This is a genomic window from Methylopila sp. Yamaguchi (genome assembly GCF_002897035.1).
Lineage (GTDB): Bacteria > Pseudomonadota > Alphaproteobacteria > Rhizobiales > Methylopilaceae > Methylopila.
The window spans coordinates 14,538-39,847 of the sequence record NZ_BAUX01000023.1; the positions used below are offsets into that span (position 1 = coordinate 14,538).

16 protein-coding genes are annotated in these 25,310 nt (G+C 70.5%); 11 read left to right on the forward strand and 5 right to left on the reverse strand.

The window, feature by feature from the left end:
- Positions 1–34: 34 nt before the first annotated feature.
- The 4 genes from METY_RS19545 (at position 35) to METY_RS19560 (ending at position 10,349) form a co-directional block, all read left to right on the forward strand.
- On the forward strand, positions 35–5,233 hold the full coding sequence (locus tag METY_RS19545; RefSeq protein WP_103123067.1) for an alpha-2-macroglobulin family protein: 5,199 nt from the start codon (positions 35–37) through the stop codon (positions 5,231–5,233).
- 175 nt (positions 5,234–5,408) lie between these two features.
- Positions 5,409–7,484 (forward strand): penicillin-binding protein 1C, encoded by a 2,076-nt coding sequence (gene pbpC / locus METY_RS19550; protein ID WP_103123068.1) that lies wholly within the window; start codon positions 5,409–5,411, stop codon positions 7,482–7,484.
- Between the two features lie 85 nt (positions 7,485–7,569).
- Positions 7,570–8,235, forward strand: coding sequence for a nucleotide exchange factor GrpE (gene grpE / locus METY_RS19555; RefSeq protein WP_103123069.1), 666 nt, complete (start codon positions 7,570–7,572; stop codon positions 8,233–8,235).
- Positions 8,236–8,375: 140 nt separating this feature from the next.
- Positions 8,376–10,349 carry a calcium-binding protein gene (locus METY_RS19560; protein WP_103123070.1) on the forward strand — a complete coding sequence of 658 codons (1,974 nt, stop codon included), beginning with the start codon at positions 8,376–8,378 and terminating at the stop codon, positions 10,347–10,349.
- Between the two features lie 53 nt (positions 10,350–10,402).
- On the opposite strand, the gene METY_RS19565 is transcribed toward METY_RS19560, so the two are convergent.
- Together METY_RS19565 and METY_RS19570 are read right to left on the reverse strand one after the other, a co-directional pair.
- On the reverse strand, positions 10,403–11,653 hold the full coding sequence (locus METY_RS19565) for an MFS transporter (RefSeq protein ID WP_244593750.1): 1,251 nt from the start codon (positions 11,651–11,653) through the stop codon (positions 10,403–10,405).
- Positions 11,650–13,827, reverse strand: coding sequence for a TonB-dependent siderophore receptor (locus METY_RS19570; RefSeq protein WP_103123072.1), 2,178 nt, complete (start codon positions 13,825–13,827; stop codon positions 11,650–11,652). The genes METY_RS19565 and METY_RS19570 overlap by 4 nt, the downstream gene beginning before the upstream one ends.
- A gap of 534 nt (positions 13,828–14,361) precedes the next feature.
- Here METY_RS19570 and bioB point away from each other — a divergent pair.
- From bioB to METY_RS19595, 5 genes are read left to right on the forward strand one after another with little or no spacing between them, the layout of a single operon-like run.
- Positions 14,362–15,363, forward strand: coding sequence for a biotin synthase BioB (bioB, locus tag METY_RS19575; protein ID WP_103123073.1), 1,002 nt, complete (start codon positions 14,362–14,364; stop codon positions 15,361–15,363).
- On the forward strand, positions 15,360–16,496 hold the full coding sequence (locus METY_RS19580) for an 8-amino-7-oxononanoate synthase (RefSeq protein ID WP_103123074.1): 1,137 nt from the start codon (positions 15,360–15,362) through the stop codon (positions 16,494–16,496). Before bioB ends, METY_RS19580 begins: the two co-directional genes overlap by 4 nt.
- Positions 16,493–17,119, forward strand: coding sequence for a dethiobiotin synthase (gene bioD, locus METY_RS19585; protein WP_103123075.1), 627 nt, complete (start codon positions 16,493–16,495; stop codon positions 17,117–17,119). The genes METY_RS19580 and bioD overlap by 4 nt, the downstream gene beginning before the upstream one ends.
- A complete protein-coding gene (locus METY_RS19590; RefSeq protein WP_103123076.1) occupies positions 17,116–18,378 on the forward strand; it encodes an adenosylmethionine--8-amino-7-oxononanoate transaminase in 1,263 nt (420 codons plus the stop codon). The genes bioD and METY_RS19590 overlap by 4 nt, the downstream gene beginning before the upstream one ends.
- Positions 18,375–19,361 carry a beta-ketoacyl-ACP synthase III gene (locus METY_RS19595; protein WP_103123077.1) on the forward strand — a complete coding sequence of 329 codons (987 nt, stop codon included), beginning with the start codon at positions 18,375–18,377 and terminating at the stop codon, positions 19,359–19,361. Before METY_RS19590 ends, METY_RS19595 begins: the two co-directional genes overlap by 4 nt.
- Before the next feature lie 48 nt (positions 19,362–19,409).
- On the opposite strand, the gene METY_RS19600 is transcribed toward METY_RS19595, so the two are convergent.
- Together METY_RS19600 and METY_RS19605 are read right to left on the reverse strand one after the other, a co-directional pair.
- Positions 19,410–20,882: an LTA synthase family protein gene (locus METY_RS19600; RefSeq protein ID WP_103123078.1), complete on the reverse strand. Its 1,473-nt coding sequence runs from the start codon at positions 20,880–20,882 to the stop codon at positions 19,410–19,412.
- A complete protein-coding gene (locus METY_RS19605) occupies positions 20,879–22,393 on the reverse strand; it encodes a capsular polysaccharide export protein, LipB/KpsS family (protein WP_244593751.1) in 1,515 nt (504 codons plus the stop codon). Before METY_RS19605 ends, METY_RS19600 begins: the two co-directional genes overlap by 4 nt.
- A gap of 257 nt (positions 22,394–22,650) precedes the next feature.
- On the opposite strand from METY_RS19605, the gene METY_RS19610 reads away from it, so the two are divergent.
- Together METY_RS19610 and METY_RS19615 are read left to right on the forward strand one after the other, a co-directional pair.
- On the forward strand, positions 22,651–23,967 hold the full coding sequence (locus METY_RS19610; RefSeq protein ID WP_103123079.1) for a capsule biosynthesis protein: 1,317 nt from the start codon (positions 22,651–22,653) through the stop codon (positions 23,965–23,967).
- On the forward strand, positions 23,964–24,755 hold the full coding sequence (locus METY_RS19615) for an SDR family NAD(P)-dependent oxidoreductase (RefSeq protein WP_103123080.1): 792 nt from the start codon (positions 23,964–23,966) through the stop codon (positions 24,753–24,755). Before METY_RS19610 ends, METY_RS19615 begins: the two co-directional genes overlap by 4 nt.
- 21 nt (positions 24,756–24,776) lie before the next feature.
- On the opposite strand, the gene METY_RS19620 is transcribed toward METY_RS19615, so the two are convergent.
- Positions 24,777–25,295: a DUF2059 domain-containing protein gene (locus tag METY_RS19620; RefSeq protein ID WP_103123081.1), complete on the reverse strand. Its 519-nt coding sequence runs from the start codon at positions 25,293–25,295 to the stop codon at positions 24,777–24,779.
- Positions 25,296–25,310 lie beyond the last annotated feature (15 nt).

A 25,310-nucleotide genomic window follows, 5' to 3' on the forward strand; every position in this document is an offset into this window, starting at 1 on the left:
GACGAAGCGCGGCGCAGGGTTCGGGGGAACGCTGATGACACGACTGCGCGCCAAGACCCTCAAGGGCGGCCTCCTCGCAGCGGCGCTGGCCTTCGCGATTCCAGCCGCCGCGCAAACATCCCCCGGCTTCCAGAACCGCGACGCGCTGCAGAGCGCGCTGAAGCTGCAGGCCCGCGTCCAACGCGAGGCCGCGTCCGACCCGCGCCCGGTCGCCGAGATCCTGAAGCAGGGAATTGCGCAAATCCGGGCCGGCGAGTGGCGCGACGCGGCGGTCACCATGGCGCTCGCCGCGGGCAAGGATCCGAAGAGCGAACAAGCCTGGCGCAACCTTTCGGTGGCGCTGTCCCGCATCGAAACCGACGACTACAGCGAACGCGAGAGCTTCCGCGAGCAGGCGACCGGCGCGGCGTGGCGCGCCTATGAGCTCTCGACCGACGCCAAGACGCGCGCCCGCGCGCTCGCGGTGCTCGCCAACGCCTTGGTAGCGAAGGAGGATTTCCGGCCTGCGCTCGACGCCTACAAGGCGAGCCTCGCCGCCGCGCCGAGCGCCGAGGTCAAGACGACCTATGAGCAGCTTCGCGCCGAACACGGCTTCCGTGCCCTCGACTACTCCATCGACTCCGACGCCTCGTCGCCGCGGGCCTGCGTGCAGTTCTCCGAGAATCTCGCGAAGGGCCGCATCGACTTTGCGCCTTACGTCATCCTGAAGGGCGCCGAAAATCCGGCGGTGACGGCCAATGACTCGCAGCTCTGCGTGGACGGGCTGAAGCACGGCGAAGCTTACGATCTCACCGTGCGCCAAGGCCTGCCCTCCGAGGTAGACGAGCCTCTGCCCTCCTCGAAGGACTTCCGCATCTACGTCCGCGACCGAAGCCCGAGCGTGCGCTTCACCGGCCGCAACTACGTGTTGCCCTCGACCGGCCAGCAAGGCCTGCCGCTGGTCTCCGTCAACGTCGACGCCGCCACGGTCGAAATCTTCCGCGTGGGCGACCGCAGCCTCGCGCCCTCCGTCGTGTCGGGCGATTTCCAGAGCCAGCTGAACGCGGAGGCGATCCAGAAGCTGCGAGACGACAGCGCCGCGACGGTCTACTCCGGCGAACTCGCAATCGAGCGGAAGCAGAACCAGGACGTCTCGACCGCCTTCCCGGTCTCCGAGGCCGTGCCGCATCTTGCGCCCGGCGTCTACGTGATGGCGGCGCGGCCGAAGAACGTCGTCGACCCGGAACCCTGGGACTCGCAGGCGACCCAATGGTTCGTGGTGTCCGACCTCGGGATCACCGCAGTCTCGGGCGCCGACGGCGTGAAGGCCTTCGCGCGCTCCCTCGCCTCCGCCGCGCCGCTGAAGGGCGTCGAGTTCAGGCTTGTCGCGCGCGACAACGAGGTGCTCGCGACCCGCACCACGGACGCCGCCGGCTTCGTCACCTTCGAGGCCGGGCTTACGCGCGGGACCGGCGGCTCCGCCCCGGCCGTGCTGGTGGCCGCGAACGGCGGCGACTACGGGTTCCTCGACCTCACGAAGCCCGGCTTCGACCTCTCCGACCGCGGCGTCGGCGGCCGCGCGGCGCCGGGGCCGCTGGACGCGCAGGTGTTCACGGAGCGCGGCGTCTATCGCTCGAAGGAGACGGTCCACGTCTCGGCGCTGCTCCGCGACGACAAGGGCGCGGGCGTCGAAGGGTTGCCTCTGACGCTCGTGGTCACGCGCCCTGACGGCGTCGAGGACCGGCGGGCGGTGACGACCGACGCAGGCGCCGGCGGACGCACGCTCGACGTTCCGCTCGTCGATCAGGCCATGGGCGGCACGTGGCGGGTCGAGGCTTTCGCTGACGTGAAGGCCGCGCCGAGCGGCGCGGCCACCTTTCTCGTCGCAGACTATGTGCCGGAGAAGCTGGACCTCAAGCTCTCGACCGCCACGCCCGCGCTCGGCGCCTCCGGCGCCGCCGTCGACGCAGACGGCCGCTGGCTCTACGGCGCGCGGGCGGCGGACCTCGCGCTCGAGGGCGAGGTCACGCTGAAGGTCAGCGACCGCGCCCCCGCGGGCTTCGAGGGCTACCGCTTCGGCCTCAGCGACGAACAGGTCGCGCCCATCCGCACGCCGCTCGACGGCCTGCCGCGCACCGACGCGGACGGCAAGGCGCGGGTGACCGTCATCCGCCCGTTGCTGCCGGACACAACGCGGCCGCTCGAGGCCGAGATCGCGCTGCGGCTGCTGGAGCCCTCGGGTCGGGCGCTTGAGCGCACGGTGACGCTGCCCGTCGCCGCAACGGGGCCGCGGATCGGCGTAAAGCCGTTGTTCCGAGACCGCGTCGGCGATGGCGAGACCGCCCGCTTCGACGTCGCGATGGTCGGCGCCGACGGCAAGGCCGTCGCCGCGAACGGACTGAAGTGGCAGCTTCTGAGGCTCGAGACGGACTACCAGTGGTACGCCTCCAATGGCCGCTGGAATTTTGAGACCGTGACCCGGACCCGGCGGGTGGCCGACGGGACCGTCGACGCGGCGGCGGCCGCGCCGGCGAAGATCGAGGCCAAGACCGCCTATGGCCGCTATCGGCTCGAGGTCGAAACGCCGGATCCCCAGGGGCCCGCCACCAGCGTAACCTTCGACGCCGGGTTCTACGCCGCGGCCTCGGCCGACTCCCCCGACGTGCTGGACGTGGCGCTCGACAAGCCGGCGTACCGCCCGGGCGAGACCGCGACCGCGACCCTTTCCTCGCGCTTCGCCGGACGCGCCACCGTGCTGGTGGTGGGCGCTGGCGTCGTGGACCAGACGACGCTCGACGTGACGGACAAGGGCGCAACCGTGTCCTTCCCCGTCACTGAGGCGTGGCGGCCGGGCGCCTATGTGGTGGCCTTCGTCCATCGCCCGCTCGACGCCAAGGCGAGCCGTATGCCGGGGCGCGCGGTCGGGGTGGCGCACGCCCAGATTGACGCCCGCGACCGGACGCTCGGCGTCTCGCTCGGCGCCCCCGACGCGGCGGAGCCCCGAACGACCCTTTCGGTTCCCGTAAAGCTCGCTGGCCTCGCCGCCGGCGAGCAGGCCTATGTGACGGTCGCCGCCGTCGACGTGGGCATCCTCAACCTCACGGGCTACGTCCCGCCCGCGCCGGACCTCGTGGTCTTCGGCCAGCGCAAGCTCGCGGCTGAGCTTCGCGACCTCTACGGCCAGCTGATCGACGGCATGAACGCGCAGCGCGGCAAGCTGCGGTCCGGCGGCGACGGCGCCGGCGCCGGCGGCCTGCAGGACACGCCGACGCAGGCGCCGCTGGCGCTGTTCTCCGGAATCGTGGCGGCGGACGCGAGCGGAACGGCCAACGTCGCCTTCGCGCTCCCCGCCTTCAACGGCACGGTCAAGCTGATGGCTGTCGCGTGGTCCGCGACCAAGCTCGGCCACGCCTCGAAGGACGTGACCGTCGCCGACCCGGTCGTGGTCACCGCGGCGCTGCCGCGGTTCCTCGCCGACGGCGACCGCTCGCGGCTGAGGCTCGACCTCGACAACGTCGCGGGCCCCGCCGGCGACTACGCGCTCGACGTCCGCGTCTCGGGGCCGCTCACCGGCACGGCGACGGCCAAGCCGATCACGCTCGCCGCGAGACAGCGCGCGGCGGTCGATATCCCGCTGATGGCGAAGGGCATAGGCGCGGCGCGCCTCGACGTGGCGCTGCGCGGGCCGGACGGCCGCGTCTACGTCCAAGCGCTTGCGCTGGAGGTGAAGCCCGCGACCGCGCCCGTCTCCCGCCGCAGCGTGGTCGCGCTCGCCAAGGGCGCGGGGCTGACGGTCGGGACCGACATGCTCAAGGACCTCGTGCCCGGCACGGGCGAGGTCGCGGTGTCGGTCGGCAAGCCCGGCGCGCTCGACGGCGCCACCTTCCGCCAAGCGCTCGACGGCTACCCCTACGCCTGCTCGGAGCAGCTCTCGAGCCGCCTGCTGGCGCTGATCTACGGCGACCAGCTCGGCCTCTCGGCGCAGACCGCCGGCGTGCGGCCGGCCGACGTGACGGCCCGCATCGGCGACATCATCGCCCGCGTGCTGTCGCGGCAGGACTCGAACGGCTCGTTCGGTCTGTGGTCGGCGGAGGGCGGAGACCTTTGGCTCGACGCCTATGTGACCGATGTGCTGGCCCGCGCACGCGCGGCCGACGCCGCCGTGCCGCAGCGCTCGCTCGAGCTCGCGCTCGACAACCTGCGCAACGCGATCGGCCTGCGCCAGGACTCCACTGACAGCGACATCGCCTACGCGCACTATGTGCTCGCCCGCTCGGGCCGCGCGCTCGTCGGCGAGTTGCGCTACCTCGCCGACGTGAAGCTCGCCGAGTTCGCGAGCCCGCTCGCCCGCGCTCAGATCGGCGCGGCCCTGGCGCAGATCGGCGACCGCACGCGCGCCGCGAAAGCCTTTGCGGCGGCGGAAGGCGCCGAGGCGGACGAAGCGGCGCGCACCGACTTCGGCTCCGCGCTGCGCGACCAGGCGGCGATCGTGGCGCTGGCCTCCGAAGCGCGCGTCGGCGCCAGCATCGCGCCCGCGGCCCTTCGGCGGATCGGCGCCGCGCGCGCGGACCGCATCACCTTCTCCACGCAGGAGAACGCCTGGCTGCTGCTCGCCGCCCGCGCCCAGCGCGCCGAGAGCGCGGACCTCACGCTCACGGTCGACGGCGCCGCGCACAACGGGCCGCTAAGCGCGGTCTATCCCCCCGATCGCCTCGTCGCCGGCCCCTCGCGCATCGCCAACGCCGGGGAGACGGCGCTCGAGGCCGTAGTAACCGTGAAAGGCGCGCCGCTGGCGCCGGAATCTCCGTCCGAGAACGGCTTCCAGCTCGAGCGGCGCTACTACACGACCGCAGGCGTCGAGGTGGACCCCTCGAAGGTGGCGCAGAACACCCGTCTCGTGGTGGTGCTGACCGTCACGGAGCCAGAGCCGGCGCAGGGCCGCGTGCTGGTGGTGGACCGTCTGCCGGCGGGCTTCGAGATCGACAACCCCGAACTGGTGTCGAGCGCGAAGCTGCCGGCGCTGTCGTTCCTCAGCGAGCAGCCGTCGGCGACCCACGCCGAGTTCCGCGACGACCGCTTCGTGGCCGCCTTCGACCGCGAAGCCGGCGGCGACGCGATCTACGCCGCCGCCTACGTCGTGCGCGCGGTCGCGCCCGGCGTCTACGCACAGCCGGCGGCGACCGTCGAGGACATGTACCGTCCCGCCCGCTTCGCCCGCACTGGCGCCGGCCGCCTCGAGGTGACGGCGCGGTGAGCAGGGAGCGGGGCTCAAGCCGTCATCACGGCCGCAGCGGCGAAGCTGCGGAGAGCCGGGATCGCATCGAGCTGTCCGCGAGACCGGCGCGTCCGAGTTCGTGCAGCCGTCCTACGATCCCGGCTCGGCCCTGCGGGCCGTCCGGGATGACGCGCTAGCGCAGAGGTCCGCGCTGATGGCCGGCCGTAGCTCCCGTCCCGCGCGTCTCGCGGCCTCCGCGCTGCTCGCGATCCTCGTCGCCGGCTCCGCCGCCGCGATCAGCCTCGCCTCAATGCCCGCGCCCTCCCCCGGCCGGGCCGACAAGCTCTCCACGCTCGTGCTCGACCGCGACGGCCGGCTGCTGCGCCCGTTTACGGCGGTCGACGGCGCCTGGCGCCTGCCGGCGGGCAAGGACGAGGTCGATCCGCGCTTTCTGCGCTTCCTGACGACCTATGAGGACAAGCGCTTCCTCTCCCATCCCGGCGTCGACCCGCTGGCGGCGCTCCGAGCCATTGGGCAGGCGGCGCTCCATCGCGGCGTGGTGTCGGGCGGCTCGACGCTCACCATGCAGGTCGCCCGGCTGCTTGCGCCGGACGCCCGCGACCGCACGCTCGCCCGCAAGTGGCGCGAGATGGGGGCGGCGCTGGCGCTTGAACGCGCGGTCGGCAAAGGCGGCGTGCTCGACCTCTACCTCCGGCTCGCGCCCTACGGCGGCAACCTGGAAGGCGTACGCGCCGCAAGCCTCGCTTATTTCGGAAAAGAGCCAGGGCGGCTCTCGGTCGCCGAGGCCGCGCTGCTGGTCGCTATCCCCCAGGCGCCCGAAGCCCGCCGCCCCGACCGCGACGTCGCTGCGGCGAAAGCCGCCCGCGACCATGTGCTCGACCGGCTGGTCGCCGCCGGAGAGCTCGCGCCGGCCGAAGCCGCCTACGCCCGCGAAGAGCCCGTGCCCACGGGCCGTCGCCCCTTCCCCAACCTCGCCGCCCATGCCGCCGAGGCGGCGGCGCTCAGGGTCGGTCCGGGCGGCGTGGCGCGCCTGACGCTGAAGCGCGACCTGCAGCGCGCGCTGGAGGACCTCGCCCGCGACCGCGCCCGATCGCTCGGGCCCGGCCTCTCGGTCGCGATCCTCGTCGCCGACCACCGGACCGGCGCGATCGAGGCCTCGGTAGGATCGGCCGACTACTTCGACGCCTCGCGCGCCGGGAGCCTCGATCAGACCCGCGCCGTGCGCTCCCCGGGATCGGCCCTCAAGCCGTTCATCTATGGCTTCGCCTTCGAGAATGGCGTCGCCGCGCCCGAAACCCTGATCGAGGACCGGCCCGCGCGCTTCGGCGCCTACGCCCCACGAAACTTCGACGAAGGATTCCACGGCACGGTCTCCTGCGCGCAGGCGCTGGCGCTGTCGCTCAACATCCCGGCTGTCGCGCTGCTGGAAGCGGTGGGGCCGACGCGGTTCGTGGCGCGGCTGCGCGGCGCCGGCGCGCAGGTCTCGCTGCCGGGCGTGGAGGCGCCAGGCCTCGCCGTCGCGCTCGGCGGCCTCGGCGTGCGGCTTGTGGATCTGGCGACGCTTTACGCCGGCCTCGCACGGGGCGGCGCGACGACGCCGCTTGCCGACGACCCCCTGGCGCTTGCCGACCCAGCAGGGCCCGGCCGCCGCCTCTTGGACCCGATCGCCGCCGCGCAGGTGGCCGCGGCTCTGCTCAAAAGCCCGCCGCCGCAGGCGGCGCTCGGGGGCCGGATCGCGTTCAAGACCGGCACGTCTTACGGCTACCGCGACGCCTGGGCGGTCGGCTTCGACGGCGCGCATGTGGTGGCGGTCTGGGCGGGGCGCCCGGACGGCGCGTCCAGCGCAGGCCTCGTTGGCCGCGACGCGGCGGCGCCGATCCTGTTCGACGCCTTCGCCCGGCTCGGGCGCGACGTCGTCCCGTTGAGCCCGGAGCCGCCGGAGGCGCTGGCGGCCCTGAGCGAGCTCCCCCAGGCGCTGCGACGCTTTCGCCCGGTTGGGACGCTCGCGGCCGACGGCTCCGCCGAGGCGCCGCCGCTTGCGGTCGCCTTCCCGCCCGACGGCGCGCGGGTCGAAGTCGGCGCGGGCTCCGAACTCACGCTGAAGGCCGCGGGCGGCGTCGCGCCGTTCCGCTGGCTCGTGGACGGCCGCCCGCTGCCGCCCCAGCGCCGCCGCGACGCGGCGTGGACCGTCGCCGGTCCCGGCTTCGCCCGCGTTACCGTGACCGATGGCGCGGGCGCGACGGCGTCGGCGAACGTGCGGATCGACTGACGCGGGCCACGCTTGATTTTTGGGTCGGCGCGCCTGATATCCGGCCCGCCCCATCCCTTTCGCAGACTTGAAGAAGAGGCGCGCGATGCCGGACCCGACTTCGCCCCGCAACGCCACCAGCGAGACCGCCGAGACGGTCGCCCCGACCGCCGCCGGACCGGCGGCGACGCCCGAGACCGACGAGGAACGCGCGGACGCCACCATCGAGGCCGAGGTCGCCGAACCGGCGCCGGCGGACCGCACCGCCGAATTGGAGGCCGCGGTCAACGACCTGCGCGACCGGCTGCTCCGCAGCCACGCCGAGATGGAGAACCTGCGCCGCCGCACCGAGCGCGAGGTGCAGGACGGCCGCCGCTACGCGATCTCCTCCTTCGCCCGCGATCTGCTCGGCGTCGCCGACAACCTCCGCCGCGCGCTCGACGCCGCCGCGGCGGGCGGCGCGCCCGCCGACCCGATCCTCACGGCGCTCGTGGAAGGCGTGGAGCTGACCGAGAAGGAACTGCTGAAGTCGCTCGAGAAGAACGGCGTGCAAAAGCTGGAGCCCAAGGGCCAGCCCTTTGACCCGAACTTCCACCAGGCGATCTTTGAGGCCCCTGACCCGAGCGTGCCGAACGGCACCGTGGTTCAGGTGGTGCAGGAGGGCTACGTCATCGGCGACCGCATCCTGCGCCCCGCAATGGTGGGCGTCGCCCGCGGCGGCCCGAAGCCGGGCGCGACCAGTGAGACCGCGGGGGTCGACAAGTCGGCTTAAGGCCCCCGCCGCTGTCTAACTAAATTCCTTTGGATAGGCTTTGAAACAGCGCTCACGGACTCGTGAGCGTGATTTCAGGCGGCTTCGCTTCCGCTAGTCTTCGCTCACTCTCCGGGGGGAGAGCAGCAGCGGAGATATCGGTGGCGACCCTCTATGGCACGCCCGGTCGGAACAACGTCCTGACCGGCGGCGACAACTATGACTACATCTACGGAGCCGAACTTGCGGACACGGTCCGCGGCGGCTTTGGCGGCGACCAGCTGTATGGGCGCGCCGGAGACGATCAGCTCTTCGGCGAGAGCGGCGACGATTGGCTGTACGGCGAGGATGGAGCCGACCGCCTCGAGGGCGGCGGCGGCTCCGACCGGTTGGCTGGGGGCGCAGGCGGCGATACGCTAATCGGCGGCGCTGGAAGCGACGACATCTCCGTCGGGAACCTCTCCCAGATGATGGGCGACCGGGTCGACGGCGACGGTCCACTAGCGACCGACAGCGCCGGGATCGACACCCTGTCCGCGAGCTTCGCCGGACGGCTTGAGGCGCTCGTCTTCGCGCCGAACGATCCCGCATACACCACCCGCGTGCCCGGGGCCTTCCTGTTCAAGGGCATCGAGCAGTTCGACATCGTCGGGGGCTCCGGAAACGACACCCTCTCGGGCTGGCTGCTGGACGACACGTTGTACGGCGGCGCCGGCAGGGATTTGATCAGCGGGCTCGGCGGTGACGACGAGTTGGGGGGCGGCGACGGCGACGACCGACTCTTCGGCGACGCAGGCGACGATGATCTCAGCGGCGGCGCGGGCGCGGACGCTCTGGTCGGCGACGTCGGCGACGACCATCTCGACGGCGACGGCGGCGACGATCGCCTCTACGGCGGTCGGGGCGCGGACGCGCTCCACGGCGGCATGGGCGCTGACCTCCTTAAGGGGCAAGACGGCGACGACGAGCTGGACGGCCAGGACGGTGAGGACACCCTGGACGGCGGATCAGGCAACGACACTCTCTTCGGCGACGACGACTACGACGGCGACCAGCAGCGCGACGTTCTTCTGGGAGGCGCCGGCGACGACCTCATCCGCGCGGGCGTTTCCGATATCGCTGTTGGCGGCGACGGTTCCGACGTGCTCCAGATCCGCTTCAGGAATTCCTGGGCCGGCGAGGATTTCGCCTTCTCCGACGGCAGTTTCGAGTTCGCGTCGGGGGCTTCGTTCTCAGGCTTCGAGAAGCTGGATTTCCTGGGCGGCTTTCGGAACGACCAGGTGAGCGGCGGAGAGTTGTCCGACACCTTGTCCGGCGGAGCAGGCGACGACCGGCTCGACGGTCTCGGCGGCGACGACGTTCTGATGGACGGGTATGGCGCGGACACGCTGTTCGGCGGCGCCGGAGACGACGTGTTTTACCTGCAGGAGAACGATTTCTATTACACGCTGCCGAGCAAGGACGTCATCGTCGGCGGAGCGGGCTTCGACACGGTAATCGCAGCCTCCTACGACACCGGGCTCGTCCTTGACCTTGCGGACAACGCCCTGAACGACGGCCTGCTTCGAGGCGACCGGTTCCGCAGCGTGGAGGCCTTTGTTGCGACGGACGCGGACGACGTCATGCGCGGCGACGCGCAGAGTAATGCGTTTTACGGCGGCGGCGACAGCGACGCTCTCGACGGCCGCGGCGGAAACGACACCCTGCAGGGCGGGATGGGCGCGGACCTGCTGACCGGCGGCCAAGGCGCCGACATCTTCGACATGTCGGACCTCGCCTACCGGTACATCTACGACCCGGGGACGGGCGGATATCCGATCGGATTTGACTTCGCTGCCCGCAACGACCGGATCACCGACTTCTCGTCCGCCGAGGGGGACAAGATCCAGGTCTCGATCGAGGAGTTCGGCCCCGCCGCCGACTTCACGCTGACGCTCGGGACCGAAGCGAGCACGGCCGCCCGCGGCTTCATCTTCGACGCGGGTTCGCACCAGCTCTGGTTCGATCAGGACGGCGCGGGCGACGGCGAGAAGTACCTGATCGCGACGCTGGACGGCGTGACGGCGCTCACGCGGGACGACTTCGTGTTCGTTCCCGCGTCGAACCCGATCGGCAGCGAGCCGCTGTTCGGCTGACGACGACGAACGCCGGAGTCTCCGCGCTGCGGCCGACGGAGACTCCGACGAGCTTAAGCCGACGTTGCGGCCACCCTGCGGTCGGCGCGCGCGAACAGGATCGGCAGCGTCGCGCTCGCGAGCAGCGCGACGGCCGTCGCAAGCGCGAAGGACGCGGCGTAGCCGAAGCCGTCCGCGAGGTAGCCCGCGAGGTACCAGCCGATCAGGCTGACGATGCCGTCCATGCACTGGAACAGCGTGAAGTCGACGCCTGCCTGATCTGGGGAGGCGTAGCCCATCAGCCGCGCGTAGAGCGCGACGAACCCGAGAGCCATGATCGCGGAGTTGGCGACGACGATGGCGCCGAGCAGCCCGGGGTCGCGCACGTGGAGCAACGCGCAGGCGGCGAGGGCCGCCGCGAGCGCGCACTGGAGCCCGAGCGCCCCGATCGCGATCCGCTCCGCGCCGAACCGCCGGGCAGCGGCGCCGCCCGCCAAAGCGCCGAGCAGCCCCGCGCCGGTCGCGCCCACGCCGTTCAGCACGCCGATCGTGGACAGGCCGAGCCCGGCGTCCACCAGAAACGGGCCGATGACGAGCAGGATCCACTTCTGGCCTGCGACGAACAGCGCGGTGAGCGCGAGGCCCGCGCGCACCTCCGGCCGCCTCAAGGCCGCCATCAGGCTGGGGCGGGGGGCGTCGGCCGGCGCCGCGGGACGGCCGTCGCGGCCGAACACGAACAGCGCGCCGAGCGCGACCAGCACGCCGCACATGACCCAGGTCGCGGGCCCCCAGTCGACGTGGTCGACCAGCACGAGGAACAGGCCGCCGCCGATGGCGGAGCCCATGTAAGCGCCGCCAACCTGCGCCGCGTTGCCCCAGCCGCGGTGACGCTCGGCGAGGCTTTCGACCGCATAGCCGTCGCAGGCGATGTCGACCGTCGCCGTGGCGAAGGCTGCGACCACGAGGGAGACGACGAGCGGTCCAAGCGCGGCCGGGCCGAACAGGCCGGCGAGCGCCAGAGCGCCGGCCGCGATCGACCCGCCGATCGCGACCACCGCCCGCGACCGGTGCGGCCGGCCCCGCGGCAGCCGGTAGCGCTCAACGGCGGGCGCCCAGAGGAACTTGAACGACCAGGGCAGGACTGTGAGGAAGATCAGCCCGATCTCGCCGAGCGAAAGCCCCGCCGATCGCAGCACGGCGGGAAGCCCCGTGAAAGTCACCCCGCCGATCACGCTCTGCGCCACATAGATCCCCCCGATCGCCGCGATCACCCGCGGCGCGGAAGGACGGGCGGCCGGCGACGCGGCCACGGGATGCGTGGTCACCACTGATACTTGAGGCTTGCGATGACCTTCCGACCCTCGTCGTAATAACAGTAGTTCGACGAGCAGACCTGTTCGACCTTGTCGAGCAGATTCGTAGCGTTCACCTGCAGCTTCACGCCCTTGAGCTGAGGGTTCAGGTTCTCGAGTTCGTAAGAGACCTTGGCGTCGACGAAAGCGCGCGCCTTGTTTGCGATGATCGAGCGGTTCTTGTTGTCGCCGTAGTTATAGCCGGTGTAGCGCACGCCAGCCCCGAGGCTCAGACCCTTCGCGACACCATCCGGCGCGTCATAGCCGCTCCAGATCGAAAACGAGTGCTTCGGCGTGCTCGTGAGGTCCTTGCCTTTGATGCTGTCGGGCTTGCCGATTTTGGTGTCCACATAAGCGTAGGACGCCACGAAGTTGACGCCGTTCGCCAATGTCCCCGAAGCTTCGATTTCAAAACCGCGCGAGCGGAAGTCAAGCTGCGTCTGCCGGTTGTTCGAGCCGGTGTCGTCCGTGACGACAGCATAAACAACGCCGTCATCCTGCTGGAGGTTGAAGACCGTCGCGTTGATGGTGGCGTTGACGTCCGGGAATTTATACTTGACCCCTGCCTCGACCTGCTCGCCGACGGTCGGCCTGGTCACTTCGCCCGAAATGACAGTGCCGGGATTCGGCACGAACGACGTGCCGTAGCCCACATAGGGCGTAAGGCCGAAATCCGTGACATAACTCAGGCCGACGCGGCCGGTGAACTTGCCGTCGTTCTGCTTTTGCGTGTCCTTCGTGCGGTCGCCATTGAGCGCCGTTGTATCGGATTTGTACGTGCTATCGAACCAGTCGTAGCGGCCATTCAGCGTCAAGCGCCAAGCGTCCATCTTCATCTCGTCTTGAGCGTAAATCCCGACCAAGCTTTGATCCTGCTTCGATCTGAACGGAGTCGCAGCGCTCGACCCAAAATTTGGAACCTCGATATCGTCGGGGTCGGTATAGTAACTCAGCGCGTACTTCGAGGAGTACTTCAGCAAGCTGACGTCGACGCCCGTGAGAAGCGTGTGCGCCACGGGGCCGGTCTCGAACCTCGACTTCAGATAGGTGTCAGCCGCTAATGCGACGAACTGCTCTTTTACGAGCCCCGCCGCGCCTGCTTCCGAGATCTCGTCGTATCGCCCATTGTACTCTTCGCGCTGCGTCAGCGCCGAGAAGCGCACGTTCTGGTGGACGCTGATCGTATCGCTGAAGTCGTGGCGAAACTCATAGCCCACCCGACCCTGATCCTGAGTGAAGTTGTTGAACTTGCCGTTCGCTAGAGGCGTCTTTACCGCGCCGATCGAGTCGAAGTTAGCATCGTAATGGTTGACGTACGCCGCCGAGCCGCCAGTACGGCCGTGCATAAACTCGGTCAGGACCGTGAACTCGGTTTCGTCGCTCGGTTTGAAGGTGACGGCCGGCGCTATGAAATAGCGATCGTCCGGAACGTACTTCAGTTCGGTGTTCGCGTCGCGCGCGAGACCCGTGAGACGGTAAAGCACCGTGCCCTCATCGTTCACGGGGCCGCCGATGTCGAAATTGAACTGCTTGCGCTCATGCGAGCCGGTCTGGACCTCGACCTCGCCGAACTTGTAATCGGTCGGCCGCTTCGAGATCAGATCGATGATTCCGACCGACGCTCCCGCCCCATACAGCGCCGACGCGGGCCCCTTGAGCACCGAGATGGATTCGACGCCATAGGGCTCTAGCCGGAACAACCCGCTCGGGCTGCTGAACTGGCGCAGTCCGTCACGGAACACGCCGGTGTAGGTGACGTCGACGCCGCGGATGTAGAAGCTGTCGAAGCGCGGGTCAAAACCGTAGGCGCCGGTGCGCACGCCCGGCGTGTAATTCAGCGCCTCTTGCAGATTCTGCGGCCGGCGATCATCCAGCTGCTTCTGCGTCACCGTATTCACCGTCGCCGGAATCTCGGTCACCGGCGTGTCCGTTTTGGTGGCCGTACGGGTCGTCTTCGCCACATAGCCGTCGTTCGTCGCGACGCCGGCCGCGCCGTCGCGGCGGGGGGCGGCCTGGCCTTCGACCGAGATCTCCTCGAGCGTGGTGGTTGCGCCTTCGACTGGAGCGGTCTGGGCATGGGCGGCGCCCGCGGTCGCCAAGGCGACGATGGAGGCGGTCGCAAACAGAGCGAACGGCGTTCGAGACATACGCGGCGGTCCTTTAACGAGAATTTTCGTGGACCTAGCCGCGATTAAGGCAGGAATACAACAGATTTAGTCTAGAATTAAAATTAGAATAATGAGAATTCAGTTGTCATTGCGCCCGTGACCGCAATAAATATCGACGTCCGACTTGTTCTTTAAACATTTCTTATGAAAGAATTATCTTACATATCGAGTATTCAACTTAAAGTAATTGGCCTTACGGCCGCTTCAATCCGGATAATCCTCCGTCTGCTTTTCGATCGCAGCGAGTTCATTCGAGGAGGGGCGCTCATTTCGGTCGGCGACGCCGGCAGGATCGCTTGAACGTCCTCCCCAAAACCGACGCGTCGACCCGGTATGCCGCTGTGGCGCATTTGCGACAGATCAGCGGCCGTGAGCGGACGTGCCCCCCAAGCTTGCGCTTTCGGCGCGTATCTGCCTCCGGGCCTTGATCGTTCGGAGGGCGTTTCCACCGCCGGTCGATGCGTGTATCGAAGGGGCGGTATTGCACTGCGATCACGGAGCGGGCGAGCGGCGATGGCGCTTCCGAATTCAACGGCGACGACTTCCTCCTCCACGCATCTGAAGGCGCTGTGGACGCGGCTGGAGGCGAAACGGATCTATGAACAGCCGTTCGCGGACCTGCTGTTCCAGGCGCAGACCGTGCACCGCCGCCACTTCGATCCCAACGCCGTGCAGATGTCGCGCCTGCTGTCGATCAAGACCGGCGGCTGCCCGGAGGACTGCGGCTACTGCAGCCAGTCCGCTCGCATGCCGGGCCAGAAGCTCTCCGCCTCCAAGCTGATGGAGGTCGAGCGCGTGATCGACGAGGCGAAGAAGGCCAGGGACGGCGGCGCCACGCGCTACTGCATGGGCGCCGCCTGGCGGAGCCCGAAGGAGCGCGACATGGACATGGTGCTCGCCATGGTCGAGGGCGTGAAGGGCCTCGGCATGGAGACCTGCATGACGCTCGGCATGCTGTCGCCGGAGCAGGCCATCCGCCTGAAGGACGCCGGCCTCGACTACTACAACCACAACATCGACACCTCGGAGCGATACTACGCCGAGGTCATCACCACCCGCACCTTCGCCGACCGGCTGGAGACGCTGGACAACGTGCGCCAGGCCGGCATGAAGGTCTGCGCCGGCGGCATCCTGGGGATGGGCGAGACGGCGGACGATCGGGTGGACATGCTGGTCACGCTCGCGAATCTGCCCGAAGCGCCCGAGAGCGTGCCGATCAACATGCTGATCCCGATCCCCGGCACCAAGCTCGAGAACGCCGCGCCGATCGATCCGATCGACTTCGTGCGCACGATCGCTCTCGCCCGCATCATGATGCCGACCAGCCACGTGCGGCTCTCCGCCGGCCGCACCGACATGTCGGACGAGACCCAGGCGCTGTGCTTCCTCGCCGGCGCGAACTCGATCTTCGTCGGCGAGACGCTACTGACCGCCGACAACCCCGGCGAGGACCACGACGCCGCGCTGTTCCGCCGCCTCGGGATCCAGCCGGAGGCGCTGGACGCCTCCGAGTGAGCCGGCTCGCCCGCTTCGAGGCCGCGCTCGCCGGCCTCGAACGGCGCAGCCAGCGGCGCCGGCTGATCCCGCGCGCAGGCCTCGACTTCGCCTCCAACGACTACCTCGGGCTGGCGGCCTCGCCGCGGCTGGCGACGGCTGTTGCTGAGGCCGCCGCCCGCGGGGTCCCCGTCGGCGCGGCCGGCTCGCGCCTGCTGCGCGGCAACCACCCGGAGCATGAGGCGCTGGAGGCGGAGGCCGCGAGGTTCTTCGGAGCGGAGCGCGCGCTCTACTTCGGCGCGGGCTACGCGGCGAACGTCGCGCTCGTCGCGGCGCTTCCCCAGCGCGGCGATCTCGTCGTTCATGACGCTCTGGTGCACGCCAGCATCCACGAGGGGCTGAGGTCCACCAAGGCCGAGGTGGCCGCCGCCGCCCACAACGACGCGCAAGCGTTCGAGGACGCCATCCGGGCCTGGCGCGCCCAGGGAGGGCGCGGGACGCCCTGGATCGCGGCCGAAAGCCTCTACTCCATGGACGGCGACATGGCGCCGGTCGCCGATCTGCTGGCGATCGCGGAGGCCCAAGACGGCTTCCTGCTGCTGGATGAGGCCCACGCCACCGGCGTGTTCGACGCGACGGGCCGCGGCCTCGGCGAGGCCTTCGAGGGCCGCGAGGCGCTGATCTCGGTGCACACCTGCGGCAAGGCGTTGGGGGCGTCCGGCGCTCTGGTCACGGGCCCGGCCGCCATCGTCGATTTCCTCGTCAACCGCGCGAAACCCTTCATCTACGCCACCGCCCCCTCCCCTCTGATGGCGGCTGCCGTGCGGGAGAGCCTCAGGATCGTCGCAAACGAACCCGAGCGCCGCTCGGCGCTGAAGGCGCGGATCGCGGTCGCCTCCGAACGGCTCGGGCGCCTCGGCGTCGCTCCCACGGGCACGCAGATCCAGCCGGTCATTCTCGGGCTCAACGCGCGCGCGGCGCAGGCCGCCCGCAGGCTGCAGGCCGCGGGCTTCGACTGCCGCGCCATCCGTCCGCCCACCGTGCCGGAGGGGACCGCCCGGCTCCGGATCTCGCTCACGCTGAACGTGTCCCAGGACGAGGTCGCCGCCTTGATCGACGCCGTCGCCGAGGTTCTGACGGCCGCTGCGGCATGAGCCCGATCGTCATCAGCGGAACCGACACCGGGGTCGGCAAGACCGTGTTCGCCGCAGCCCTGACGCGCGCGCTCGGCGCGCGCTACTGGAAACCGGTGCAGGCGGGGCTAGACGAGGCGACCGACAGCGCCTCGGTGGCGGCGCTCGCCGGGCTGTCGCCGGAGCGCGTCATTCCCGAGGCCTACCGGCTCCAGACGCCCGCCTCTCCGCACGTCGCCGCAGAGATTGACGGCGTGACGATCGACGTCGAAAGCCTCGCCCCGCCTCAGGTCGACAGCCGGCTGGTGATCGAAGGCGCAGGCGGCCTGCTCGTGCCGCTCACGCGCTCGCTGCTCACCATCGATCTCTTCGCGCGCTGGGGTTTTCCGGTGGTGCTGGTGGCTCGTACGGAGCTCGGCACGATCAACCACACGCTGCTGTCGCTCGAGGCTTTGCGCGCCCGTGGAATCGCGGCGCTGGGCGTGGCGTTCGTCGGCGACGACCGCCCGGACACCATTGCGACCATCGCCGCCTTTTCGGGCGCGAAGGTCCTCGGACGCCTGCCGCGGATCGATCCGCTCACGCCAGAGGCGCTGGCCGCAGCCTTCGCAGCGGCGTTCGACGTCGAGGATTTCAGGTCGTGACCTCCCCCGTCTGGCGTCCGTTCTTTCAGCATGCGGTCGAGCCCGATCCACCGGTGATCGTCCGCGCCGAAGGGGCTTATCTCCACACCGCCGATGGCCGGGCTCTGCTGGACGCGATCTCGTCGTGGTGGGTGACGACCCACGGCCACCGCCAGCCGCACATCATGGCGGCGATCCGCGCGGCGACGGACAGCCTTGACCAGATGATCTTCGCCACCGTGACCCATGAGCCCGCGGAGCGGCTCGCGCGGGAGTTGGTCGCGATCGCCCCGCCGGGCCTCGCTCATGTGTTTTATTCCGACTCGGGCTCCACCGCGGTCGAGGTCGCGCTCAAGATGGCGCTGGGCGCCTTCGCCAACCGCGGCGAGAGGCGCACGACGATCGTCGCTTTGGAGGGCGCCTACCACGGCGACACCATCGGCACGATGAGCGTGGGTGAGCGCAGCGTGTTCAACGCGGCCTACGAACCGCTGCTGTTTGACGTCGCCCGCCTGCCGTTTCCGGCGCCTGGCCGCGAGCAGGCGACGCTCGACCGGCTCGAGCAGCTCGCGCGCGACGGCGGAGTCGCGGCGCTGATCGTCGAGCCGCTGGTGCTGGGCGCCGGCGGCATGCGCATGTACCCGCCCTCGGTGCTGGCGGAGCTCGCCCGGATCGCTCGCGAGGCGGGCGCGCTGGTGATCGCCGACGAGGTGATGACGGGCTGGGGCCGCACCGGCTCGCTCTTCGCCTGCGAGCAGGCCGGGCTCTCGCCGGACATCCTCTGCACCTCCAAGGGGCTCACCGGCGGCGCGGTTCCGCTCGCGGCGACGCTCGCGACGGCCGAGATCTTCGAGGCGCATCTGTCGACCGACCGCTCCAAGACCTTCTTCCACTCGTCGTCCTACACCGCGAACCCGATCGCCTGCGCGGCGGCGGTCGCCAATCTCGGGGTCTGGCGCGACGAGCCGGTGCGGGCGCGGATCGCGGCGCTCGCGGCGGCGCAGGCGAAGAGGGTCGCGCGGTTCGAGGGCGACCCGCGGTTCGCGAACCCCAGGGTCTGCGGCACCATCGCCGCGGTCGACCTCGTGGCGCCCGACACGGGTTATCTCGCGGAGATCGGGCTGACACTTCGGGGCTTCTTCCTCGAGCGTGGGCTGCTGGCGCGCCCGCTCGGCGAGGTGCTCTACCTGATGCCGCCCTACTGCGTGACCGAGGCCGAGCTCGACCGGCTGTACGACGCGTTCGAGGAGGCCGCCGGGCTGATCGGCGGCCCGCGATGAAAGCCCGGGGAACCCGCCTCGCCAGCTTTGGCTGGGCTGCGCCCGCGCGACGGGTCGCGAACGCTGAGATCGAAGCGAAGCTCGGCCTCGACGACGGCTGGATCGAGCGCCGCACCGGCATCCGGGAGCGGCGCTGGGCCGTCGAGGGCGAAACGCTGTCGGGGCTCGCGGTCGAGGCCGGCGAACGCGCGCTGGCGACCTCCGGGATCGACCGCGCCGCCGTCGGCCTCACTCTGCTCGCGACCTCGACGCCCGACCAGCTGCTGCCGCCCACGGGGCCGCTAGTCGCGCATCGGCTGGGACTGAGCCGATCCGGCGCCATCGATCTCGCGGGCGCCTGCGGGGGCTTCCTTTACGCGCTGGCGCTGGCGGAGTCCCATGTCCGCGCCCATGGCCGGCCGACGCTGGTCATCGCCGCCAACCTGCTCAGCCGCCGGATCAACTTCTCGGAGCGCGGCAGCGCCGTGCTGTTCGCCGACGCCGCAGGCGCGGTCCTGGTCGCGCCCTCCAACGATCCGGACCGAGGCGTTCTAGGCCTGTCGCTCGCCTCCGACGGAGCGGGCTACGGGCTTGTCGGCATCCCCGCCGGCGGCAGCAGCCTCCCTTACGCCGAGGGCATGCCGATCGAGGACACGCGAATGACTATCGCCGACGGCCGCGGCTTGTTCGCGGACGCCGTGCGGCTGATGACGGCCTGTTCGGGCGAGGCGCTGGCGGAGGCGAACCTCTCCGCCGAGGCGATCGACCGCTTCGTGCCGCACCAGGCCAACGCCCGCATCTTTTCGGCGGTCGGGGCGAAGCTCGGGGTTCGCGACGACGCCATGGTTTCGACCATCGCCGCCTTCGGCAACTCCTCGGCCGCGACCATCCCCCTGTCGCTCGCCCTCGCGCACGAGGCGCGCCCGATCGCGCCCGGGGAGACCCTGCTGCTGACGGCGGCGGGGGCGGGACTGACCGGCGGAGCGCTCGTGCTCAGGGCTTAGACGGCGTGGCTCGAAGCACGCACCGGGGTTGATCTGCGCTTGTGCCCCTCACCCCAGCGTCAGCAGCCTGCGGCCAAGCTCGTCCACCGCGAGGTCCTCGCGGGGCCGCGGCGCGTCCGGCTTCTCGCGCGTGCTCCAGAGCAGGTAGTCCGTCGCCCCGCGGTCCGGCAGACCGGGATGAAGCGTTCGGGCGGGAACGTGATCGCCGTAGAGGCAGAGCGCGGCGCCGCCCGGGACCTTCGCCAGGGCTTCCGCCACCCGCGCAATCATCCGGTCGGCGTTGGCGAGGTGCCGGGCGTACTGCTTCGCCGGATCGTCGGTGTCCGGTAGCCGTCCCGGTCCCCAGGGACCGTGGTTCTCGATCGTCACGACGAACAGGAACAGCGGCTCCCGCGCGCCGGCCGCCTCCGCCGCGATGGCTTCGGCCACTGCGACGTCGGCGACGTAGGGGCCGCAGCGCTCGGCGCCCCGGAAGGCCTCGCCGTCGATGAAGCGCTGGAAACCGAGCTGGGGGATCAGCGTCTCGCGGTCGAAGAAACGCCGGTCGTAGGGGTGCAGGAACGCGGTGCGGCGGCCGGACGCCAGGAAAAGGCGCGGGATCGCGCGCGCGGCGTAGGGCGGAACGGTGAGATAGGGATCGAAGGCGTCGAGGCCGAGCGTGTCGGAAGGGAGGCCGGTGAGAAAGCCGAACTCGCTTCGCATGGTGTAGGCGCCCTCGGCCGGCACGCGGCAGCGCCCCCAGCAAAGCGCCTCATTTTTCAAGCGTTCGAAGGCCGGGAGCCGAGGGCCGGCGACGCCGCGGCCGGCCAGGTCGACGAAGCTCTCGATCTGGATTGCGACGATGACCGCCGGCCCCGCCTTCGGGTGCCGCGGCGTCGGCAGAGCGGCCGCGGCGGCGGCGGCCGCGGGGCTTGGACGCTCCATCGAGCGCCAGGCAAGCGCGTGCAGGATCAGGGTCGAGACGAGGCCGAAACGGGCGACGTCGCGGTTCGGATCGGGCGGCAGTTCGACGACCTCGCGCGCGAAGCGGCCCGCCGCCTCGAGGCGCAGGAGGGCGAAGGCGCCAAGCGCGATCGCGGGCGGGAGCCCCAAGAGAACGAACGATCCGCCTGATGGAAACACGGAGGGCTCGACCGAGAACCAGAGCGTCGTCGCGACGATCAGCACCACGAAGACCGCAAGCGCACGGGGCTCGGCCAACTTCTCGGCGTAGTAGAGCCGCGGGTGCCGGATCGCGTTCCGCACCAGAGCCCCGTCCGAGAAGGTCAGGGGCTCGCCGAGGATGTTGCGCTTCATGCCGCTGCCGGCGGCGGCGAGGAAGGTCGCGACGCAGACCACGAGCGCCGCGTGCCAGGGCCGCCACGACAAAGCGAACGCGAGGGCGAACGCAACGACATGCAAGGTTAACCTGAGGGTAACCACCCGCCACGGCGCCCGCATCGCCTGGGTCGACGGCGGCAGCGTCTCGAGCGCGAGCGACACGACGAAGGACAGCGCGAAGGCGGCGAGCGTGGCGATCATCTGAGCAGCCGCCCGATCGGGCCGAGCACGACATGCCGGGACATCGCATAGAGGTGGCGGAGCTTCGCGGCGCGCCGTCCCGCCGGGGTGACGGCCGCGGCCCGGCGTTGGGCGATGACGTCGAGCGCCCGCTCCGGCCCGCAGGGAAGCCCGGAGCCGGGATCGCGGTAGAGCGGATAGAGGATCAGCGTCGCCGCGACGAGTTCGTCAAGGCTCCGGGCGCGGCCTCGCCTGACATGCGGCGCGAGATCTTCGGTGAGGCCCCAGCCGGCGTAGAACGGCTGGCCGTGGGTCGTGACCTCGAGGCCGCGCAGCAGCGCCTCGAAGCCGGAGAGCGAGGTCATGGTCTCGACCGCGCGGCACTGCGGGTAGAGCGCGGCGATCGAGCCGTCGATCACGACCGCGTCGGCGAGGCCCGCGAGGTCGCGCTCCGCCACCGTCCCGACGCGGTAGCCCGCGACCACGTCCGGATGCGGCTTGTAGATGAGGAAGGCGTCAGGCCTGCGGGCGCGGACCGCCTGGAGCAGGCCAAGGTTTGTGCGCACGGCGCCGGCGCCCTTCGCGATCGAGGCGTCGTCCTCGACCTGCCCCGGCACGAGCACGCCGAACCGGCCCTCCGGCACGACGCGGGGCGCCGCCGCGCCGACGTTGTACTTGGTCACCTCCTCCGCCACGAGCCGCGCCCGAAGCCGCGCGGCGCGGGCGATCGTCGACGCGGGAATGTCGGCCTCGCGCAGCAGGGTCTCGAGGTCGCTCGGGGCGGAGGGATCGTAGTAGACGCCGCTTTCGTCGAGCACGAGCGACAGCGCGGCGACGAAGGCGGAGCCGAGCCCGACCGAGCGCAGAAAACCGTCCTCCAGCCGGGCGAAGGGCGCGCCGGCGGCCCGCGCGGCCGCTTCCGCGGCGTCCGTCCGGCGGGAGGCCCAGGCGACGACGCGGCCATGCGCGAGCGCCGCGCCGCGGGCGGCCTCCGCCGCTGAGCCGGCGAACACCGGCGCGCCGTTGGGCCCGTCGAGGAAGCCCGCGACGGTCGGACGCTTCCAGCGCGTGATCCCCACGCCGAACGACCGTCGAGCCGTCCGCGCCCGGTGCCGCAGCACGTCCGCCGCGATCTCGAGCCCGCGTTGCGGCGAGATCCGGCTTCGGTCGTAGGGGCAGAGCCAGACCACGTCGGCGTCGGCCGGATCGAAGCCCGCCGCGAGCCGCAGCTCCCCAGGTCCGGCGAGGGCCAGCAGCTCCGACATCGCGGCGAGAAGGGCGCTCCGGTCCGGCACGCGCTCGACGGCGGGCTGTTTGGCCGCACCGCCGCCGATCAGGCGATAGCCGAGCGGGCGGCGCGCGGCGTCGAGTGCGGCAAGAGCCAACGGGTGCGGCGCAAGACGCAAAAGCCTCAGACCTCTCGCATTTGCGAGCGCTTCCGCCGCGGCCTCGAGGGGGTCGCCCACGGTCGTGACCACCCCCTCGAGCGGCGCATTCTCGGTGTTTCCCAATGAGACGGCGAGGCCTGTCACGGCCTCCACGTCACGGGCGCGCGTCCGCAAACGGTTGGAAATGATTGCGACGCAGCCGGGCGTGTGGTTCAACTAAAGGTGTCCGAGGCATTCTTGGGTCGAGCTTTACGTCAGCGCTAACGGCCTGCCGCGCGCGGCGCAATGCCCAAAGAAGACGCCACGTCGATGCCGCTGCTTCGCAGCTGCAGCATCGTCCGGACGGGGGCATGACAGGGACGGCGCGATCCGTGAAGGCGGGGCGCGCCGGTTGGCGCACGATGAACGACGGAAAAGGCGACCGGTCCAGCCGGCCGACCCGGACGTTTCTGTTCCTTCAGGGCCTGGCGTCTCCATTTTTCCGTCGCCTCGGGCGCACGCTGAAGCGGCAGGGCTATGGCGTCGAACGCATCAATCTGAACCTCGGCGACCGGCTGTTCTGGAACCTCCCGGGCGCCACCGACTACCGCGGCAGCTTCCAGAACTGGCGACGCTTCCTCTCGGCCTTCATCGAGGAGCGCGGCGTCACAGATCTCGTGCTGTTCGGCGACGGCCGACCGTATCACCGCATCGCCATCGGGGTCGCGCAGCTGCGCGGGGTCCAGGCGCATGTGTTCGAGGAAGGCTACTTCCGCCCGGACTGGATCACGGTCGAGGCCAACGGCGTCAACGGCTACTCCACCCTGCCGCGCGATCCCGTCGTCGTACGCGAGCTCGCCCGCGGCCTGCCGGAGCCTCCGAAGCCGCAGCCGATCTTCGGCGACATGGGCGCGCGCACGGTCTGGGATGTGACCTACAACTTCGCGCACGTGTTCTTTCCCTATCTCTACCCCGGCTACCGGCGCTACCGGCCGCACCATCCGGTGGTCGAGTACGCCAGCTGGATCCGCCGGCTTGCGCGCCGCAAGACCGAAACCGCCGCCGCGAACGCCGTGGTCGCCGCGCTCAAGGCGGACGGCGCGCCGTTCTTCCTGCTGCCGCTGCAGCTCGACAGCGACTACCAGATCCGCCTGCATTCCCGCTTCACGCTCATGACCGAGGTTGTCGACCTCGTCGCCGAGTCCTTCGCGGCCCACGCTCCGGCCGACGCAAAGCTGGTGGTGAAGCTGCACCCGCTCGACAACGGGCTCGTCAACCGTCGCAAGCTCACCCAGGCCACGGCCGACCGGCTGGGCCTTGGGGACCGGCTGATCTTCATCGACGGCGGCGACGGACGAGATCTCATCGCCGCTTCCTCCGGCGTCGTCGTCGTGAACAGCACCATCGGCACCGAGGCGCTGATTCAGGGCAAGCCGCTGATCGCCTTAGGCCAGGCGATCTACGGCATGGAGGGCCTGAGCCATCAGGGCGACCTCGACGCCTTCTGGACCGAGCGGACGCGTCCCGACATGTCTCTCGTCGACGCCTTCCGCCGGGTGGTCTTCGCACGCACCCTGCTGAACGGCGGGTTTTACGCGGAGCAGGCGATCGAGATCGGCGTCGCCAACGCGGCCGAACGGCTGATCGAGACCGCGCCTTCGCGATTCGCGCCGTTCGCGGCGGGGTGGCGTCCGGAGGGCGCCTTTGGCGAGGCGGGCGCGGCCCTGCCCGGCGAGTGAGCGCTCCGTCGTCGAACTCCATCGTCGTCACGGGGGCTGGCCGCGGCATCGGCGCCGCCCTCGCTCGCGCCTACGCGCGCCCCGGCGCCACGTTGCTGCTGGTCGGCCGGACCGCGGCGACGCTCGAGCGTACGGCCTCCGAGGCCCGCGCGAAGGGCGCGGAGGTGGAGATCGCCGCGCTCGACGTGTCGGACGCCGGGGCCCTAGCGTCCGCGCTGCTCGCCTTCGACGCCCGCCGGCCGGTCGATCTCGTCATCGCCAACGCGGGCGTCTCCGGCGGGCTGGGGCCGAACCGCTCCGCCGAGCCGTTCGAGACCGCCCAGCGTCAGCTTCGGGTCAACCTCGAAGGCGCCGTCGCGACCGTGACGCCGCTGATCGACCCCATGCGCGGCCGCCGCTCAGGCCAGATCGTGCTGATGAGCTCGCTCGCCGCGCTGCAGCCGATCGGCGACACCGCGGCTTACTCGGCCTCCAAGGCCGGCGTGCTGGTCTGGGGCCGCGCCCTTGCGGACTACCTCGCCCCGTTCGGAGTCGGCGTGTCGGTGGTGTGCCCCGGCTTCGTCACCAGCGACATGAGCCAGCGCTACCTCGGCCCCAAACCCCTCGAGATGTCGGCCGACGCCGCCGCGGAGCTGATCCGGGGAAAGGTCGCGAGGCGGCGGGAGATGATCGCCTTCCCCTGGGCGATGGTGGCGCTGATCCGCCTGTCGAACCTGCTGCCCCGCAAGGTCTCGCGTTTCGTGCTGTCGCGGGTGCCGGTGACCATCGAGCCCGACCGGCACATGTGAGGCGCCCCGCTCTCAAGGCCGTCAGCGTGGCGCAGGCTTAAGATCGATGCCCTTCTTCGCCAGGACGCGCGTGAAGGCCTCCTGCATGCGCTTCGCCGACTCCAGCATCTGGGGAGTGAGCGTTTGCATCAGCTCGCCCATCAACGCCGGCATGACCGTGATCGTCTTCCTGCCCGTCGGTGTCTCGTAGAAGGCGAGCATGTCCTTGAGCTCCTGCGCGGAGAAATGCTTGGCGTACACGGCCGGGACGGAGGCGAGGCTCGCCGCGATGTCCTTCTCGGCTATGGCCGCAAACTCGCTCTTCAACTCGACGAACTGATCGGACGTCACCTCGGGCGCCGACTGGTGGATCAAAGCCTCCATCTGGGCCCAGCTCTGATCGACCATCTGGCGCTGAAGCTGGTCGACCAAGGTCACCTGCATGAGCTGTCGTGCGAGGTCGATCGCCTCGGGATCGGTCTGCGCTCGACCGGCTGCGGGGGCCAATGCGATCGCCGACGCGACGCAGGCCGCGACGGCGACGTTACGAAAAGTCGACATGACGTTTCCTCTTCG